The organism is Vibrio makurazakiensis, from assembly GCF_050337375.1.
GTDB classification, from domain to species: Bacteria; Pseudomonadota; Gammaproteobacteria; order Enterobacterales; family Vibrionaceae; genus Vibrio; species Vibrio makurazakiensis.
This window is the reverse complement of the sequence record NZ_JAKJSW010000099.1, coordinates 1-15602: the sequence shown is the minus strand read 5'-3', so window position 1 is coordinate 15602 and position 15602 is coordinate 1. Positions and strand designations below refer to the sequence as shown.

The following is a 15602-nucleotide window of genomic DNA, read 5'->3' as shown; positions in this document are numbered from 1 at the left end:
TGCTAGCGCAATGCCACGCTGTGTTAGACCACATAGCATGACAGGTATCGCATTAAAAATTTCTTCAAACTGCTCTAATCCTTCGATCCCTTGCTCTGCTAATGTTGCGATAGACGTTTCTGGATCGTACAACATGCTTAAAGACAGAAGCACACCACCTAAAAGGGCATTGTCTTCGCTATCTTCAGGCATTAGAGTTTCCCAATCATCACGAGCAAGCTGCCAACCTTGTAGAACACCTTCACAGAAATCACGAGCCGCTTCGCTGACGATCTCTTCTTCATCAAGTTGGCAAGCTTCTGGCCATACCCAAGTGCCTTCAATCAGAGCTGGACGTGCGTCGTTCCATACTTTGATTACTGCTTCTATGTACAGTTCTAATTGCTCGCCGTCAGTGAAAGGCGCAACTTCATCACCACCCCATAGGAAAGGAAGCCATTCATGGGGAGTGAGAACATTAGGAGCCGCAGCCATAGAAGTGACAAAACCAATCGTTCTATGTTCGGTCAGAAGTTTCCCTTCAAGCTCAGGAAGTGCAAGAATTTCTTGTAAGGTCAAAGTTAGATACCGTTAATTCAATAAAAAGTGAAATTTGCGCACATCTTACCAACCTAGCTCTCATCTAAAAAGGTTTGATGTATCAGTTTATTCCCTATAGATTAAACTCAAAAGAAAAACTGCGAATAATTATGGATATACGTTCTTCATTGAAGAAAAAGAGCATGATTGCTCTAGGTTTATACTTAGCAATTTTCATCGCGATAATAGGTAGCGTGACCTATTTTGTTGTCGAGCCTCCAGTTCGGAGCAAGCTCCAGCAAAACCTTGATCTTCGAACTCAGCTACTTTCTACACTGATTAAAGAGCCATTAAATAGTTCTCATGGGCTTCTTAACAGTATTGTTGGTGTTGCTCAATCGGAGCAAGATTCAGAAGACCTCGCGGTTCTTGTACAGTCATTAATGTCGACCAGCAGCGATATCGTCATTAGTGGCGGTGTATGGCCAGAACCTGGCAAGTTAGACCCATCAAAAACCCTCAATAGTTTATTTTYCAACAAAGCCATCGATGGCAAAGTCGATCGAATTCACGCATATAATAACCCTGCGACTTCTCCCTACCAGAAAGAAAGCTGGTATACGTCTGTTATCAATAAGCCTACCGGGGAAACTTCGTGGTCTGCGGTTTATATTGATCCCTATACTCACCTTCAAATGGTCACCGTTTCTGCTCCTTATTATCTGCAAGGGGAGTTTGCTGGCGTCACGACGGTTGATCTCTCGCTTGAAGGGCTATTAGAGTTCATTAAATCTCATGCTGAGCAATATGACTTGGGCGTTGCGCTACGCGACGAAAGCAATAATGTTTTGATTTCGCATAACTTCAATTTGGTTGAGGGAATTTACATTAGTCACGTCGATTTCGGGGAGTTCAATTGGAATGTCGAAGTCGTTAACTCCAAGTTACTTGTTGCCGACGAGGTTTTTGCTCAAGTGATGAGTGTGGAAGGGGGCATTGTGCCTTTCTTACTACTTTGTGTCATGGCCGGCTATTACTTGCTAAACCGATACCTCATTCATCCAATTATTCTGATAGCCAAAAAGGTTGATGACTCGAAAGCGGGTGGAATCATTGATATTACCTACAAAAGTGAAGATGAAATTAATCACCTAATTCAAGCATTCAACGAAAAAACGGTTTATTTGGAAGCCGAGAAAGTGAAAGCTCAAGCCTCTACTAACGCTAAAACTTCGTTTCTCGCTACGCTATCTCATGAGATTCGTACACCTATGAACGGTGTGCTGGGTGCGGCGCAGATACTATTAAAGACCGACCTAACGGACGATCAAGAAAAACATATGAAGAGTTTGTATGATTCTGGCGATCATATGATGACGTTGCTTAATGAGATCCTCGACTTTTCTAAAATAGAGCAGGGCCACTTAGACCTTGATTTTACGAGTTTCCCGCTAGATTCGATTATAGGCAGTATTAACAGTGTTTATTACAAGTTGGCCTTGGAGAAGGGGCTAGATTTTAAAGTCTATTCAGAAGTACCTGCAGGGCGTTGGTATAACTCAGATAAAGCTCGTTTACGCCAAGTATTGTTCAACTTGTTAAACAATGCGATTAAGTTCACCAGTCGTGGATTTGTTGAAGTGTATTTGAAAGAAGTGCAGCAAGACGCGAAAACCTACTTGTCGATTAAGGTAAGAGATACGGGGATCGGCATATCGAAAGAAGCTCAGACTCGGATCTTCAACCCGTTTGAACAAGCTGAATCTTCAACAACTCGACGATTTGGCGGTACAGGACTAGGGCTAGCGATTGTTAAGAAAATCTCATTGTTAATGGGCGGCGACGTTACGTTAACCAGCGAGGAAGGCATCGGGTCAAGTTTTGATGTATTGGTTGAAATTGAGCCTTGCCCACCGCAGGCAATCGAAAAGTATGTCCATAGAGATTTAAACTATGACGGTCTAACAGTATTGATCGTAGAAGATAATCGAACCAACACTATTATTATTGAAACCTTTATGAAGAGTAAGGGATTCGAATGTATTTGTGTCTCTAATGGTGAAGAGGCGGTACGAGCTATCGCGAAAGAGCGCATCGACTTGGTACTTATGGATAACCATATGCCTGTAATGGATGGCGTAGAGGCAACAATCGCTATACGTGCACTCACTAGTGATATAAGCAATGTTCTGATTTTTGGTTGTACAGCCGATGTATTTAAAGAAACTCAGGAACGTATGTTAAGTGCAGGTGTAGACCACATAGTCGCGAAACCAATCGATGAGCGAGAGCTAGATGATGCGCTTTATCAATACGCGAAGAGGCTGTATCAATACCACCTTGAGGCTTCACCTAGTACCAATAGTCATTTAAACATAGAAGACACATTAGTCGCGCTTTATATTGCTATTGAGGACTCAAATTTTTCGGTCGGGCATGATGAACTGGTGAAGTTAAAAGCCATTACGCAGTCAAAAGGTTCAAAATTACTTACAGGTGCTATTGAAAATGCTCTGGCGTCACTTAAACAAGAAAAACGACCTAGTAGAGAAGACATTGATTTAATTACAGTTGAGCTGTCTTAATGCTGTAATGTATTTTAATTACCGAAATATTCTTTCCTGTTGATGGCAATGTGACCATAATTCAAAAAACCAGTGACTTTCACTGGTTTTTTTGTTGTTTTTGGTTGTTAATTTACAACTTTCTTTTCAATTTGAAATCTAACACTGCAAATCTTGTGTTTTAATAGCGATATTCTCTGGTGGTGAGGCTTTATGTCTTGCTTATATATTGCTAATTCACTGGTTTGGCAGTGATATATTTTAGGTGCTTGTTGATGAAGTCTCGTGGTCCATTTTGTATTCGTAATGCAGCGGCGGATACATTTGCTATGGTGGTTTTTTGTTTTATTTCTGGAATGATTGTTGAGATTTTTATTTCGGGTATGACGTTTGAACAGTCATTAGCATCAAGAACTCTTTCAATACCAGTGAATATTGCAATTGCATGGCCTTACGGAGTATTTAGAGATTGGATGCTACGTAGTGGTGCGCGTATCTCTGGAACCTCATTCATGAAGAATGTTTCAGATCTTGTCGCTTATGTGCTATTTCAATCACCCGTTTACGCCGCTATCTTATTTGCTGTTGGCGCTTCGACCGATCAAATCATCACGGCAGTAACCAGTAACGCAGTGATTTCTTGTGGTATGGGTGTTTTGTACGGCTACTTCTTAGATATGTGCCGTAAATGGTTCAAGGTACCAGGTTACTACCAGCAAGCGTAATGTGGCAGCGAATTCGGTATTCGGTTGTTTATATTATAAATTTGGTTTGTTTTTGATCTAATTAGCTACTTTCTAATCGAACGAACTAAATAGGTCGCTTTTTTTAAGAATGTCTCTTGACCTAAGAGCTGAATATCATTAAATTAGCGCCTCGTTGAGCAGCAAGCTTAACAAATTTGGAAGGATGGCTGAGTGGCTTAAGGCGCTCGCCTGGAAAGCGAGTATACGTTTATAGCGTATCTGGGGTTCAAATCCCCATCCTTCCACCACATTCAAAACCCTAGCAGAAATGCTGGGGTTTTCTCGTTTCTGGGGTATGATCAGGCATAGCTACAGTTATATGGATCTCTAATGTCTATCTTGATTACGTTTGTGTGTTTGATTGTTCCCGTTGCTCTAGTCATTGGGCTACATAATCTTATTGCTCATTTGGTCATGCCGCGCGTTTACCGCTCTACAGTCAGCCGAAGCATTTATTATGGCTCTGCATTTTTTGGCACTCCGATCCATGAAATTTCTCATGCGATAATGGCGTTACTCTTTGGCCACAAAGTTGAGAAAATTTGTCTGTTTCAATCGGGGAAAGACGGGCGTTTAGGTTACGTAAAACACAGTTGGAACACTCGTTCCATCTATCAGAATACTGGGTTGTTCTTTATCGCTATTGCCCCTTTATTCGGTGCTGGTCTAGTTTTGGTCACGGCTTACTTTTCCTTAGATCTAACTATTAATGGCTTGTCCTTTATTTCTCAGTCAGATACACCCATAGACGTGCTCGGCTCATTTTTAACAAACGGCAATGTACTTATTCGAGGTATTTTTGCTAATTCACAATCCTTGTTGGTATTTTTGGGGCTGTCACTTGTTTGTTTCCATTGTGTTCCGAGCCGTAGTGACTTTAAGAACGCAATAAAAGGGTCGTTAGTGGCTCTTCTGGTCATAAGCGCCGTATTATTTGGCTTAGGTTTCTTCAAGTTACAGCAGGGACTTAGTTTTATATTTGGGGTTTGGTCGTTCAGTATCACTATAACGATGATTGTTCTTTTCTCTTCTTTACTCTGGTGGTTAGTACTTGGGGTAACGGCGCTACTGTTTAATAAGCGAATGTCGTGACATTAGTTGAGAAGTAGGCGTTGTACTGAATATATGGAATTTCGATGTAAAAAGGCTGAAGGGAAATCAGCCTGATTCAAAAGAGGATATGGATAAGCCTGTCATCAGATAGAAATAGCTATAACTCCTGCTACCATCAGCGTAACTAAAAGATACCAAAGCCTTTGAACATTCTTGTCTGCTACATGCACCTTAATGTAGTTCACTTCTTCGTTTGCCATCACGACAAACTCTGAGTAAGTCACGGTTAAATCACGATTTGTTGTTTCTATCTGTTTTTGTAGCTTATTGAACATCGAATCAACGAAAGCTTTAACATCGCTAATAGAATTAGCACTTAAAGAATCCCATATGATCATACGAGATTCGTATTCACCTTCACTAACACGGTTCATTGCGCGTAAATCATATTCACGCTTAGTACGCTCATCACCAAGTTTCTTGGCGACAAGGTGCTTCAAACTATCCACAGAAAAATACTCCACAGTTCAATTAGATATCATTAACGCTCATGTGAGCGACTAAATTGGGTAACAAAAAGATCAATCTAACTGATGAACAATGCTCAGAGGGTATGTTAGATACCCAGTCATTTTCGGGCAACTTATAGTTTTTATCTAAACGACAAATAAATTTTGCCCACTTGTGGGAGTTTCTTTGGGAGGGCTGCTAGAAAACCGGAACAACTAGTGAGGTAGGTTCACCTTATTTTATTCCTTAATTATCGATTAGAATTAGACAATAAAATAACAATGAGTAGACGCGACATGACAACTTTCCCTAATCACTTCTTATGGGGTGGCGCTATTGCTGCAAACCAAGTTGAAGGTTCATATAACCAAAATGGCAAAGGGCTCTCTACATCCGATATGTTGCCAAATGGTATTTTAAGCCCTCATCAAATACGTGAAGGGCGAACACCCGGAATTAAAGATGTGGCGATCGATTTTTATAATCGATACCCAGAGGACATTAGCTTGTTCAACGAAATGGGCTTTAACTGTTTACGCTTATCAATAGCCTGGAGTCGTATATTCCCAAATGGGGATGAATTGGAACCGAATGAAGAAGGACTTGCGTACTACGATAAAATTTTCGACGAGCTGGCCAAATATGATATGCAGCCATTTGTCACTTTATCTCACTATGAAATGCCTTATGCCTTAGTCGAAAACTATGGTGGATGGGAAAGCCGCGAACTCATTACATTTTTTGAACGGTATGCTAAAACGGTTTTTGAACGTTATCAGCATAAAGTGAAACTTTGGCTGACCTTCAATGAAATTAATATGTCTTYACATGCGCCTTTTACTGGCGTGGGTTTACAAGAGCAATCAGCAGAGCAAGATATTTATCAAGCTATCCACCATCAGTTAGTCGCCAATGCCAAAGCGGTGAATCTGTGTCACCAAATTATTCCCGATGCCCAGATAGGAAACATGCTTTTAGGGGCGCTCAACTACGCCTATACCTGTAATCCAGATGATGTGATTGCAGCCATGCACGAAAATAACAAGTGGCTGTTTTTTGGAGATGTGCAAACTCGCGGTAAGTACCCAGGTTATATGCTGCGTTATTTCCGAGAGCAAGGTATTGAGTTATGCATGGAAGATGGAGATTTAGATATATTGGCGAGTGCCAGTGTTGATTTTATCTCATTCAGTTATTACGCGAGTGGCTGTGCAAGTGATGATCCTAAACAGAAAGAAGTAGGGAACATTGTTGATAGCGTGCCTAACCCGTACTTAGAAAAGAGCCAATGGGGTTGGTTAATTGATCCGAAGGGCTTACGAATTTTACTGAATATGCTTTACGACCGTTATCAAAAGCCGTTATTTATTGTTGAAAATGGTTTGGGGGCTCGTGATGAAGTAAATGCGGAAGGAGAAATTGTTGATGACTACCGTATTTCTTATCTTAATGACCACTTAGTGCAAGCGCGAGAAGCTATTTTAGATGGCGTAGAACTAATGGGCTTCACGAGTTGGGGGCCAATTGATCTTGTTGCTAATTCTACGGCTGAAATGAGTAAGCGTTATGGCTATATCTATGTTGACCGTCATGATGACGGAACAGGAACTCTTGAGCGTAAGCGTAAGGAAAGCTTCTTCTGGTATCAAGAAGTGATTAATACTCAAGGTGCGTCTTTGAAGTAATTTGAATAGTTAGGTTTAGATTCAAAGAAAAAAACCTAGCGAGTGAACGCTAGGTTTTTTTGATTTTTGAAAACGTGGTTTGTTAGTTTTTAAACTATTGAGTACAACCAGTGAATGCTTATGCCAGTGTTTCTTTAAGAACACTTGCAAGGCGGCTTACTGCTTCGACTAACTCATCTGGTTTCGCGTTGGTGAAGTTCAGTCGTACTGCTGCCGGTGTGTTTTCTGGGTTAGGGTAAAATACCGGGCTCGGGACTACCGCTACACCGTTTGATAGTAGCTTTTTCGCTAAATCGAAAGTGTCGCAATCTGGCAGCGAAAGCCAAATAAACATACCGCCATCAACGGGTTTCAATACGCAACTTTCAGGTAACTGTTTTTCTAATYCTGTGAATAACACTTCATAGCGTTCTTTGTATAAGCTTTGAATACGCTCCATGTGCTGTTCAAAGTTGTCGTGTTCTAGTAAACCTAATAACAATGCTTGCATTGGTACGCTGGAGTGTAAGTCGGCACCCTGTTTCACTTTAATCAGTGGCTCTAGGTAGCTTTGTTTACCTGTTACTACGCCGATGCGTAGGCCTGGAGACGCAATCTTAGAGAAAGAGCGAAGTACAATTGAATCTTGAGGGCAGAAGTCAGAAACGAGTGGGAGCGCTTCGTTTGTGAAGCGAAGCTCGCGGTAGGGAGCATCTTCAATGAATGCAACATTGTATTGAATACAAAGCTCAGCCACTTTTTTACGTGTTTCTAGCGTCCAACATACACCTGTAGGGTTATGGAAGTCAGGAACGGCATAGAACATCTTCGGTGAGTGCTTGCTAAAACATTGCTCTAGTTCGTCTAAATTCGGCCCTTGCTCTGTTTGAGAAACGGTTTCAATATTTGCTTGAACTAATCCAAAGACTTGCATAGCACCTAGATAGCTTGGTGCTTCCATTACAACTGTATCGTTCGGGTCAACATACGCACGGSCAATAAGGTCTAAACCCTGTTGAGAACCAGTACATACCATTGCTGAGTGAGTTTCTGGTAATTCGAAACGTTCTTGAAGGTGGTCTAGTAGCGGGCCGTAACCAGCAGTAGCACCATATTGGAAAACTTCTGGCATATCAGAAAGCTGTTGCAAAGTTGGTTTCATTAACTCGATAGGGAATGTTTTTTCATCAGGTAGTMCACCCGCAAGTGAAATGACGTTCTTGTCAGAAGCCGCTGCGAGAATCTCACGAATATAAGAAGATTGAATTTGTTGCAGCGATTTAGCGATTTCCATGTGTACACCTGTATTTTGATATAACTATTTTTATGAAATTTATAGTACAGGGCATTGTTGTAATTGGTTTGTCCGTTTATGCTTATGAATATGTCCATTTATGCTATTTAGTTGCGAGTCGTTACTGTGAACCGCCAAAACATCTCTCGAATCAATGATGTTCTTTTTCATATCCATAAAGACATTAGTAAAGAGCTTGCCGCTAAAGAATTAGCAGAAGTAGCTGCGTATTCTGAGCAGCATTTCCATCGTATATTCAAACAAGTAGTAGGGGAGTCTATTCACCAATATGTTCGTCGAACTAGAATGGAATACGCTGCTAATCAATTGATGTTTGATACTCAATCAACGGTTTTAGATATCGCGAATAATTGCGGCTTCAGTTCGCTGTCATCATTCAGTCGGGCTTTTAAATCGACGTTTGATATGTCGCCGGGAGAATGGCGAAAGCATGATTTACAGGTGTCGGATAAACCTTATTTGAAAGATGCGGAGGTTGCTGCTGGATATCGGCGAGTTGCAGACAATATCTTGCCTGAACCAAAAATCATGGAATTGCCAGAACGGCTTGCTGCATACGTAAGACATGACGGATATAACCGTTCGATCCGTAATGCATGGCTGATCTTAAAGGCTTGGGCTCAGTCAGAAAATCGTGATTTCTCAGCACAATTTGGATTACATCACTCGAACCCTGCCTGGGTTGATTTAGACAAGTGTCGATACGTGGCATGCATTGCTATCGATAAGCCGCTCAATATTCGTGGGGTGGTGAACCAGATGGTTATACCGGGCGGACTACATGCTGTTTTTCGTTTACACGGTATTTATGGTGAGTTGTTACCGCAGATCAGCCAGGTATTAGAATGCTGGCTACCCGCTTCTGGCTTTAAATTACGCTCGACACCTGCCTATGTGCATTATCACAGCAATCATTTTTTGAATGAAAGTGAAGCGTTTGAATTGGACTTTTATCTACCTATTCGGTTCTATTAAGCTAGTTCGCTTGTTGTTTCGCGTATAGAGCAAGACTGACTTTTGAGGAGGGTAATCGATTTAGCTGGTGGCTTATATTCCAACCTGTTCGAGCAATTTTCTCTAGGTTGACTCCTGTTTGGATGTTGAGTTCTTGGCATAAGTAGAGAACATCTTCAGTGGCAACATTCCCGCTTGCACCTTTCGCATAAGGGMAGCCCCCGAGCCCAGCGACACTACTGTCGACAACATCAATTCCTAACAATAGCGCTTGATAGATATTTGCCAGTGCCTGTCCCCAGGTATCATGGAAGTGAGCGGCAAGTTTAGCCTTCTGTTGAACTTGGAATACTTGTTCGAGCATGCGAGCTATTCGAATTGGTGTACCTGTTCCAATCGTGTCTCCGAGGGAAACCTCATAGCAACCTAAGTTAATGAGTTCTTCTGCTACAGCGGCAACTTGTTTAGGGGAGGTTTTTCCTGTGTATGGGCAGTCTGCAACACATGATAAGTAACCCCTTACGGGAATATTGAGCTTTTGAGCTTGTTCCATTAGTGGCAAAAATCGGCGAATACTTTCTGAAATAGAGCAATTGATATTCTTTTGGCAAAAGTATTCTGAAGCTGATGTAAAGATGGCCACCTGATCCGCACCCGAATCAATAGCTCTTTCAAATCMGTGTAGGTTCGGAGTTAATGCGGAGTAAATGATATTAGGATGTCGCTGGATGTGTTGCATGACTTCATCCGAGTCTGCCATTTGTGGTACCCATTTGGGGGATACAAATGACCCTGACTCGATGTGCTGTAATCCAGTATTTGATAGTTGGTTAATGAAATCGACTTTAGCTTGGGTACTGATAGAAACTTCATTTTGCAAACCGTCGCGCGCGCCCATTTCGACGATTGATACAGATCTTGGCAATTGAACATTCGTAAAGCGGTCCTGACTTCTCAAGAGCTTCTGGTTATCCATGATCTTTTTGCTACTCATGGCTGTTATCTTCATTGTTGCCACCTTCATCGCTGGGGGATTTAACTATCCAGCTTGGTGAGCGACGTTCGAAATAGGCATTTAGCCCTTCCTGACCTTCACATGAAGCGCGTATATCTGCGATCATCTTGCTCGTTTGGTTGACGATATCATGATCGATAACGCCAGACTCGCACAGCTGACATAGCTGTTTAGCAAGAGTAAGGGCGTTAGGACTATTGCTTAGTATTTGAGTAACTTGCTGATTTAATACCACCTCAGTGTCTTCTACTAAGTGGTGTATTAGACCTAAGCTGTGAGCTTCGTTACTTGGGATTCTTTCAGCCGTGAGCATGTAACGTCTTGCCTGCCGTATGCCAATAGCGCGGCAGACATAAGGCCCAATAGTCGCAGGGATGAGTCCAAGCTTTACCTCGCTGAAACAAAACTGAGCGCTGGGCTCTGCAATAGTGATGTCACAACAGCAAATAAGCCCGAGAGCACCGCCAAATGCACAACCGTGAATAACGGCTAGGGTTGGGTGGGGGAATTGATCTAAATTGGACATAAGCTGTGCGAGTTGTTTGGCATCTGCAAGGTTTGCAGTAGGCGATTTTGAGGCCATTGAACGCATCCAGTGCAAATCGGCGCCTGAAGAGAAATGTTTACCATTGGCTGTTAGGACTAAGCACCGAATACTATCGTTGTGGGCAAGGCTCTTTAAATGGCGAATTAAAGTCGTGATGAGTTGGTCATCAAACGCGTTGTGTTTTTCAATCCGATTTAACGTTAAGGTTGCTACTCCTTGTGAGTCTATCTCAAGGAGAACATCTTGATTGAATGCCTCTTCCATTTGATTCATCAGCTCTCCCCCAGTTGTCAGTCTGCGCGTGTTTTTGGTCTGCGTAGTCAATTCAATATGATAATTACATTCGAAAGATACCGAACTGGCTATCGGGAATTGGTGCATTAAGTGATGCTTTGAGCGCGCGCCCGACCACTTCTCTTGTCTCTTTCGGGTCTATGATTCCGTCATCCCAAAGGCGTGCACTGGCGTAAAACGGATGACCTTGATTGTCATACATATCTAATATAGGCTGCCTAAATTCTGCTTCCTGTTGTTCGGTCCAAGGCTCGTTTTTTCGGGATTTTATATCTCGTTTTACCTGTGCCATTACCCCAGCAGCTTGCTCACCACCCATGACAGAAATTCGCGCATTAGGCCACATCCACATCATTGTTGGGTCATAAGCCCTGCCGCACATTCCGTAGTTTCCCGCACCATAAGAGCCACCGATGATCACGGTGAACTTTGGAACATCGGCACATGCGACAGCCATAACAAGCTTAGCTCCATGCTTGGCGATACCTTCGGACTCATACTTCTTTCCAACCATGAACCCTGTGATGTTTTGTAAAAAAATCAGCGGAATTTTTCGTTTGGCGCATAACTCAATAAAGTGAGCGCCCTTTTGAGAGGATTCAGAGAAAAGGATGCCATTATTACCAAGGACGCCAATGGGTTGTCCGTGAAGGTGGGCAAAGCCGCAGACCAAGGTTTTTCCGTAACATGCTTTGAATTCATCAAAGTCAGAATCGTCAATAATTCTGGCGATCACTTCTCGTACATCGAACAAATGACGTAAGTCTGAATTGACGATCCCATATATATCTTCTGAGGGGTACCTTGGAGGTAACGACTTTTTAGGTGCTATCACGGCAGGGTGGGGGTTCGTACTCTCGATAGACTGCCTAGCAATATCTAAAGCGTCTTGTTCTGATTCTGCATAGTAGTCAGCAACCCCTGATTTCTTACAATGGACATCAGCACCACCTAGTTCTTCAGCCGTCACCACTTCCCCTGTTGCTGCTTTTACTAACGGTGGGCCAGCCAAAAAAATAGTGCCTTGTTCTTTTACTATGATTGATACGTCTGCCATTGCAGGCACGTAAGCGCCTCCAGCGGTGCATAAACCAAGAACAACCGCTATCTGCGGTATGCCTTTAGCCGACATTCTTGCTTGATTAAAGAAAATACGGCCAAAATGATCTTTGTCTGGAAAGACCTCTGCTTGGTGGGGGAGGTTGGCACCGCCTGAGTCCACGAGATAAATGCATGGCAGGTGGCAACGCTCTGCTATTTCCTGGGCGCGTAAATGTTTTTTTACCGTGAGTGGGTAGTAGGTTCCCCCTTTTACAGAGGGGTCGTTGGCTATGATCATACAGTCGACGCCGGACACCTTTCCTATTCCAGCAACTACGCCGGCACAAGGAACGTTATCTTCGTATACTCGCCAAGCCGCAAATTGTCCTATTTCTAGAAAATTGTCGTGGTTGTCATCATCGAGCAAGGCTAAAATTCGGTCTCTTACGGGCATTTTACCTTTTGACCGTTGACGTTCTAATGCGGCTTTTCCGCCCCCTTGTTTTATTACATCTAGGTTCGAATGAAGGTTACTGACTTGTTCCTCCATAATTTTTTTGTTTTTTAGGAAGATCGGATCATTTGGCTTAGCTTTCGTTTTAATTATTGCCATGGTAAGTCCTTCTCCTCATTTCAACCTCAACCGCCCATTTCGTTGGTAGGCCATTAGCGCTAACGTGATTCCTCAAAAAGTTCACGGCCGATGAGCATTCTTCTGATTTCAGAAGTCCCAGCTCCAATCTCATAGAGTTTGGCATCACGTAGAAATCGACCTGCTGGGAACTCGTTGATATAACCATTGCCACCAAGCAGTTGTATGGCATCCAAAGATAGTTGAGTAGCTAATTCGGCTGCATACAAAATGACTCCAGCTGCATCTTTTCGAGTGCTTTCTCCTCGGTCACAAGCGCCTGCTACTGCGTAAACATATGCTCGCGCCGCATTCATTCTTGTGTACATATCTGCCACTTTGGCTTGGACGAGTTGAAATTCCCCAATTGATTTCCCAAATTGTTTTCGGTCATGGACGTAAGGAATGACAAGGTCGAGGCAAGCTTGCATGATTCCTAATGGGCCTGCTGCAAGTACGACTCTTTCATAGTCCAAACCACTCATCAGAACTTCGACGCCATGATTGACTTCACCTAGTACATTTTCGATGGGAACTTTGCAGTTTTCGAACACTAACTCACATGTGTTTGAGCCGCGCATACCTAGCTTGTCGAGCTTTTGAGCGTGGCTGAAACCTTCAAATCCACTCTCGACGATGAACGCGGTGATTCCGTGGGATTTAGCTTGTGGGTCTGTCTTCGCGTACACAACGATAGTGTTCGCGTCGGGGCCGTTAGTGATCCACATTTTCGTCCCATTTAGAACGTAGTGACCACTTACTAAGTCGGCTTTTAATTGCATGCTTACAACGTCAGACCCTGCATTGGGTTCACTCATTGCTAAAGCGCCAATATGGCGACCATCAATGAGTTTAGGTAAGTATTTATCGCGCTGTTGTTGAGTGCCGTTTCTGAAAATTTGGTTTACACATAAGTTAGAATGAGCACCATAGCTGAGAGCTACAGAAGCGGAAGCTCGGCTGATTTCTTCCATGGCAATAACATGGGCTAAGTACCCCATATCAGCACCGCCGTACTCTTCACCAGCAGTAACGCCTAGCAGTCCCATCTCCCCAAGTAGCGGCCATAAGTGATTCGGGAATTGATTGTCTTTGTCGATCTGTGCGGCAATAGGGGAAATATGCTCGCAGGCGAAAGCATTCACCTGCTCACGCAGCATATTAATCGTGTCATCAAGTCCGAAATTTAGCGGGATATAATCATCTTTCATACTATTTCCTTAGCGCCAGTTTTCTTCAACAAAACTCAGGAATAGTGCTGGCTGGGTTCTGTTGATGTCGAGACGTTTATCCACGTTTCAGAGCTTGATTACAGCGTTCGCGTGCGGTATTGAGTTCAAGCATTATGACGTTGATATCGTCGAGTTGGCGCTGCAATATCAGCTGTTTATCATCAATAATAGAGAGCATCTTCTTTAGTTGAACATGACTTTGGTCGGTGTCGTACAACTCAAACAGTTCTCGTATTTCGGCTAATGAAAACCCGAGTCTTTTCCCTCTTAAAATGAGCTTTAGACGGATTTTGTCACGTCGTTGATAAACCCGAATATTGCCTTGCCTGCCTGGGTGAATGAGTCCCATATCTTCATAAAATCGAATACTGCGGGTCGTGACTTCAAACTCTTTGGCAAGTTCACTAATTTTGAACGTATCCATCAATGATGTCCTCCAACGACTTGCTGCTGAGGGAAACATAAAACTTTTCGATTACCATAAAGCTATTGATTGTATAGACAGCTTCGAGTGATTTTCTCGCCTGAACGTGCCTACTAAGCTTGGTGTTTTGTTCATCTGTTTCTTTACGTTTACGTAAATGTTAGTGCTATGCTTACGTAAACGTCAAGAAACGACAGTACAAAAAATAGTCAGGTTTGCTGTCGTAACGTAGCTCAATACATAACACGAATGGATTGGCTAAAGAGGGCAATATAATGGATAAAACCATTTGGATAGTGTCAGCTAAACGTACCCCGCTAGGCAGCTTTCAAGGCATGCTTAAAGACTTTTCTGCGCCAGAACTTGGACAATTTGCGATTCGATCCGCAGTGAGCTCTGCTGGTGTTAACCCTCAAGTCGTCGATGAAGTATTCATGGGTTGTGTCCTTCCAGCAGGATGCGGCCAAGCCCCAGCAAGGCAAGCTGCACTTGGGGCGGAACTTCCTCACTCTGTCGTGTGCACGACCGTCAACAAGGTGTGTGGCTCAGGCATGAAATCCGTGATGCTCGCTCATGATCTTATTCAGTCAGGATCGATCAAATGCGCCGTCGCTGGTGGAATGGAAAGCATGACTAACGCTCCCTACTTGCTGCAAGAATCTCGTACTGGTATGCGATTAGGACACAAAACGACTTATGACCATATGTTTTTGGACGGACTGCAAGATGCTTATGAGGGGGAGTTAATGGGTGTGTATGCCCAGAGGGTGGCCGATCAATTGCAGTTCTCAAGACAGCAGATGGATGAATGGGCTGTGATGTCTGCTCAGCGTGCCGTTGAAGCTCAACAGCAGAAACTGTTTGATGATGAAATAGCAGAAGTAGAAATACCTAATCGTAAAACCAAACAAAGTGAATGGCTTAAGTTCGATGAACACCCAAGCGAAATAGAATTAAGCAAAATAGCTCATTTGAGGCCTGCGTTTTCTAAAGATGGGTCAGTCACTGCTGCGAACTCAAGCGCGATTTCTGATGGGGCTGCAGCTCTGATTTTAATGGATGCTGAATCTGCCCAACAGCAAGGGCTTAAACC

At 43.0% G+C, this 15602-nt stretch carries 14 protein-coding genes and 1 tRNA gene; 7 read left to right on the top strand and 8 right to left on the bottom strand.

Annotated elements, in window-relative coordinates:
* A partial coding sequence (locus tag L4C33_RS12525) for a UPF0149 family protein (protein WP_428812760.1) occupies positions 1-558 on the bottom strand: 558 nt, incomplete at its 3' end.
* A gap of 131 nt (positions 559-689) precedes the next feature.
* Between L4C33_RS12525 and L4C33_RS12520 the strand changes: the two genes are divergently transcribed.
* The 4 genes from L4C33_RS12520 (at position 690) to L4C33_RS12505 (ending at position 4921) form a co-directional block, all read left to right on the top strand.
* Positions 690-3104, top strand: a complete 2415-nt coding sequence (locus L4C33_RS12520; protein WP_489686435.1) for a hybrid sensor histidine kinase/response regulator — start codon at positions 690-692, stop codon at positions 3102-3104.
* A gap of 254 nt (positions 3105-3358) precedes the next feature.
* A complete protein-coding gene (locus L4C33_RS12515; RefSeq protein ID WP_428812759.1) occupies positions 3359-3808 on the top strand; it encodes an L-alanine exporter AlaE in 450 nt (149 codons plus the stop codon).
* Positions 3809-3986: 178 nt separating this feature from the next.
* Positions 3987-4077: transfer RNA gene (locus tag L4C33_RS12510), tRNA-Ser, on the top strand.
* Between the two features lie 82 nt (positions 4078-4159).
* Positions 4160-4921 carry a hypothetical protein gene (locus L4C33_RS12505; protein WP_428812758.1) on the top strand — a complete coding sequence of 254 codons (762 nt, stop codon included), beginning with the start codon at positions 4160-4162 and terminating at the stop codon, positions 4919-4921.
* A gap of 104 nt (positions 4922-5025) precedes the next feature.
* On the opposite strand, the gene L4C33_RS12500 is transcribed toward L4C33_RS12505, so the two are convergent.
* Positions 5026-5316 (bottom strand): thiamine-phosphate diphosphorylase, encoded by a 291-nt coding sequence (locus tag L4C33_RS12500; RefSeq protein WP_428812763.1) that lies wholly within the window; start codon positions 5314-5316, stop codon positions 5026-5028.
* 372 nt (positions 5317-5688) lie between these two features.
* On the opposite strand from L4C33_RS12500, the gene L4C33_RS12495 reads away from it, so the two are divergent.
* On the top strand, positions 5689-7077 hold the full coding sequence (locus L4C33_RS12495; protein ID WP_428812757.1) for a glycoside hydrolase family 1 protein: 1389 nt from the start codon (positions 5689-5691) through the stop codon (positions 7075-7077).
* Between the two features lie 118 nt (positions 7078-7195).
* Here the strand turns inward: L4C33_RS12495 and L4C33_RS12490 are convergent, their stop codons facing one another.
* On the bottom strand, positions 7196-8350 hold the full coding sequence (locus L4C33_RS12490) for an aminotransferase-like domain-containing protein (protein WP_428812756.1): 1155 nt from the start codon (positions 8348-8350) through the stop codon (positions 7196-7198).
* Between the two features lie 126 nt (positions 8351-8476).
* On the opposite strand from L4C33_RS12490, the gene L4C33_RS12485 reads away from it, so the two are divergent.
* Complete coding sequence (locus L4C33_RS12485; RefSeq protein ID WP_428812755.1) at positions 8477-9346, top strand: AraC family transcriptional regulator; 870 nt, start codon at positions 8477-8479, stop codon at positions 9344-9346.
* 1 nt (position 9347) lies between these two features.
* On the opposite strand, the gene L4C33_RS12480 is transcribed toward L4C33_RS12485, so the two are convergent.
* The 5 genes from L4C33_RS12480 to L4C33_RS12460 all read right to left on the bottom strand — a co-directional run bounded on the left by L4C33_RS12480 (position 9348) and on the right by L4C33_RS12460 (position 14509).
* Positions 9348-10301 carry a hydroxymethylglutaryl-CoA lyase gene (locus L4C33_RS12480; protein ID WP_428812762.1) on the bottom strand — a complete coding sequence of 318 codons (954 nt, stop codon included), beginning with the start codon at positions 10299-10301 and terminating at the stop codon, positions 9348-9350.
* Between the two features lie 10 nt (positions 10302-10311).
* Positions 10312-11151 carry an enoyl-CoA hydratase-related protein gene (locus tag L4C33_RS12475; protein ID WP_428812761.1) on the bottom strand — a complete coding sequence of 280 codons (840 nt, stop codon included), beginning with the start codon at positions 11149-11151 and terminating at the stop codon, positions 10312-10314.
* A gap of 73 nt (positions 11152-11224) precedes the next feature.
* Positions 11225-12835 carry a carboxyl transferase domain-containing protein gene (locus L4C33_RS12470; RefSeq protein WP_428812754.1) on the bottom strand — a complete coding sequence of 537 codons (1611 nt, stop codon included), beginning with the start codon at positions 12833-12835 and terminating at the stop codon, positions 11225-11227.
* Between the two features lie 59 nt (positions 12836-12894).
* Positions 12895-14064: an isovaleryl-CoA dehydrogenase gene (locus tag L4C33_RS12465; RefSeq protein WP_428812753.1), complete on the bottom strand. Its 1170-nt coding sequence runs from the start codon at positions 14062-14064 to the stop codon at positions 12895-12897.
* Positions 14065-14140: 76 nt separating this feature from the next.
* On the bottom strand, positions 14141-14509 hold the full coding sequence (locus L4C33_RS12460; protein WP_428812752.1) for a MerR family transcriptional regulator: 369 nt from the start codon (positions 14507-14509) through the stop codon (positions 14141-14143).
* 275 nt (positions 14510-14784) lie between these two features.
* Between L4C33_RS12460 and L4C33_RS12455 the strand changes: the two genes are divergently transcribed.
* A partial coding sequence (locus L4C33_RS12455; protein ID WP_428812751.1) for a thiolase family protein occupies positions 14785-15602 on the top strand: 818 nt, incomplete at its 3' end.

Excerpts from the sequence above, each read along its gene's own strand:
- L4C33_RS12515 (WP_428812759.1), top strand. The coding sequence starts at position 3,359 with ATGAAGTCTCGTGGTCCATTTTGTATTCGTAATGCAGCGGCGGATACA.
- L4C33_RS12505 (WP_428812758.1), top strand. The coding sequence starts at position 4,160 with ATGTCTATCTTGATTACGTTTGTGTGTTTGATTGTTCCCGTTGCTCTA.
- L4C33_RS12500 (WP_428812763.1), bottom strand. The coding sequence starts at position 5,316 with ATGAACCGTGTTAGTGAAGGTGAATACGAATCTCGTATGATCATATGG.
- L4C33_RS12475 (WP_428812761.1), bottom strand. The coding sequence starts at position 11,151 with ATGGAAGAGGCATTCAATCAAGATGTTCTCCTTGAGATAGACTCACAA.
- L4C33_RS12470 (WP_428812754.1), bottom strand. The coding sequence starts at position 12,835 with ATGGCAATAATTAAAACGAAAGCTAAGCCAAATGATCCGATCTTCCTA.
- L4C33_RS12465 (WP_428812753.1), bottom strand. The coding sequence starts at position 14,064 with ATGAAAGATGATTATATCCCGCTAAATTTCGGACTTGATGACACGATT.
- L4C33_RS12460 (WP_428812752.1), bottom strand. The coding sequence starts at position 14,509 with ATGGATACGTTCAAAATTAGTGAACTTGCCAAAGAGTTTGAAGTCACG.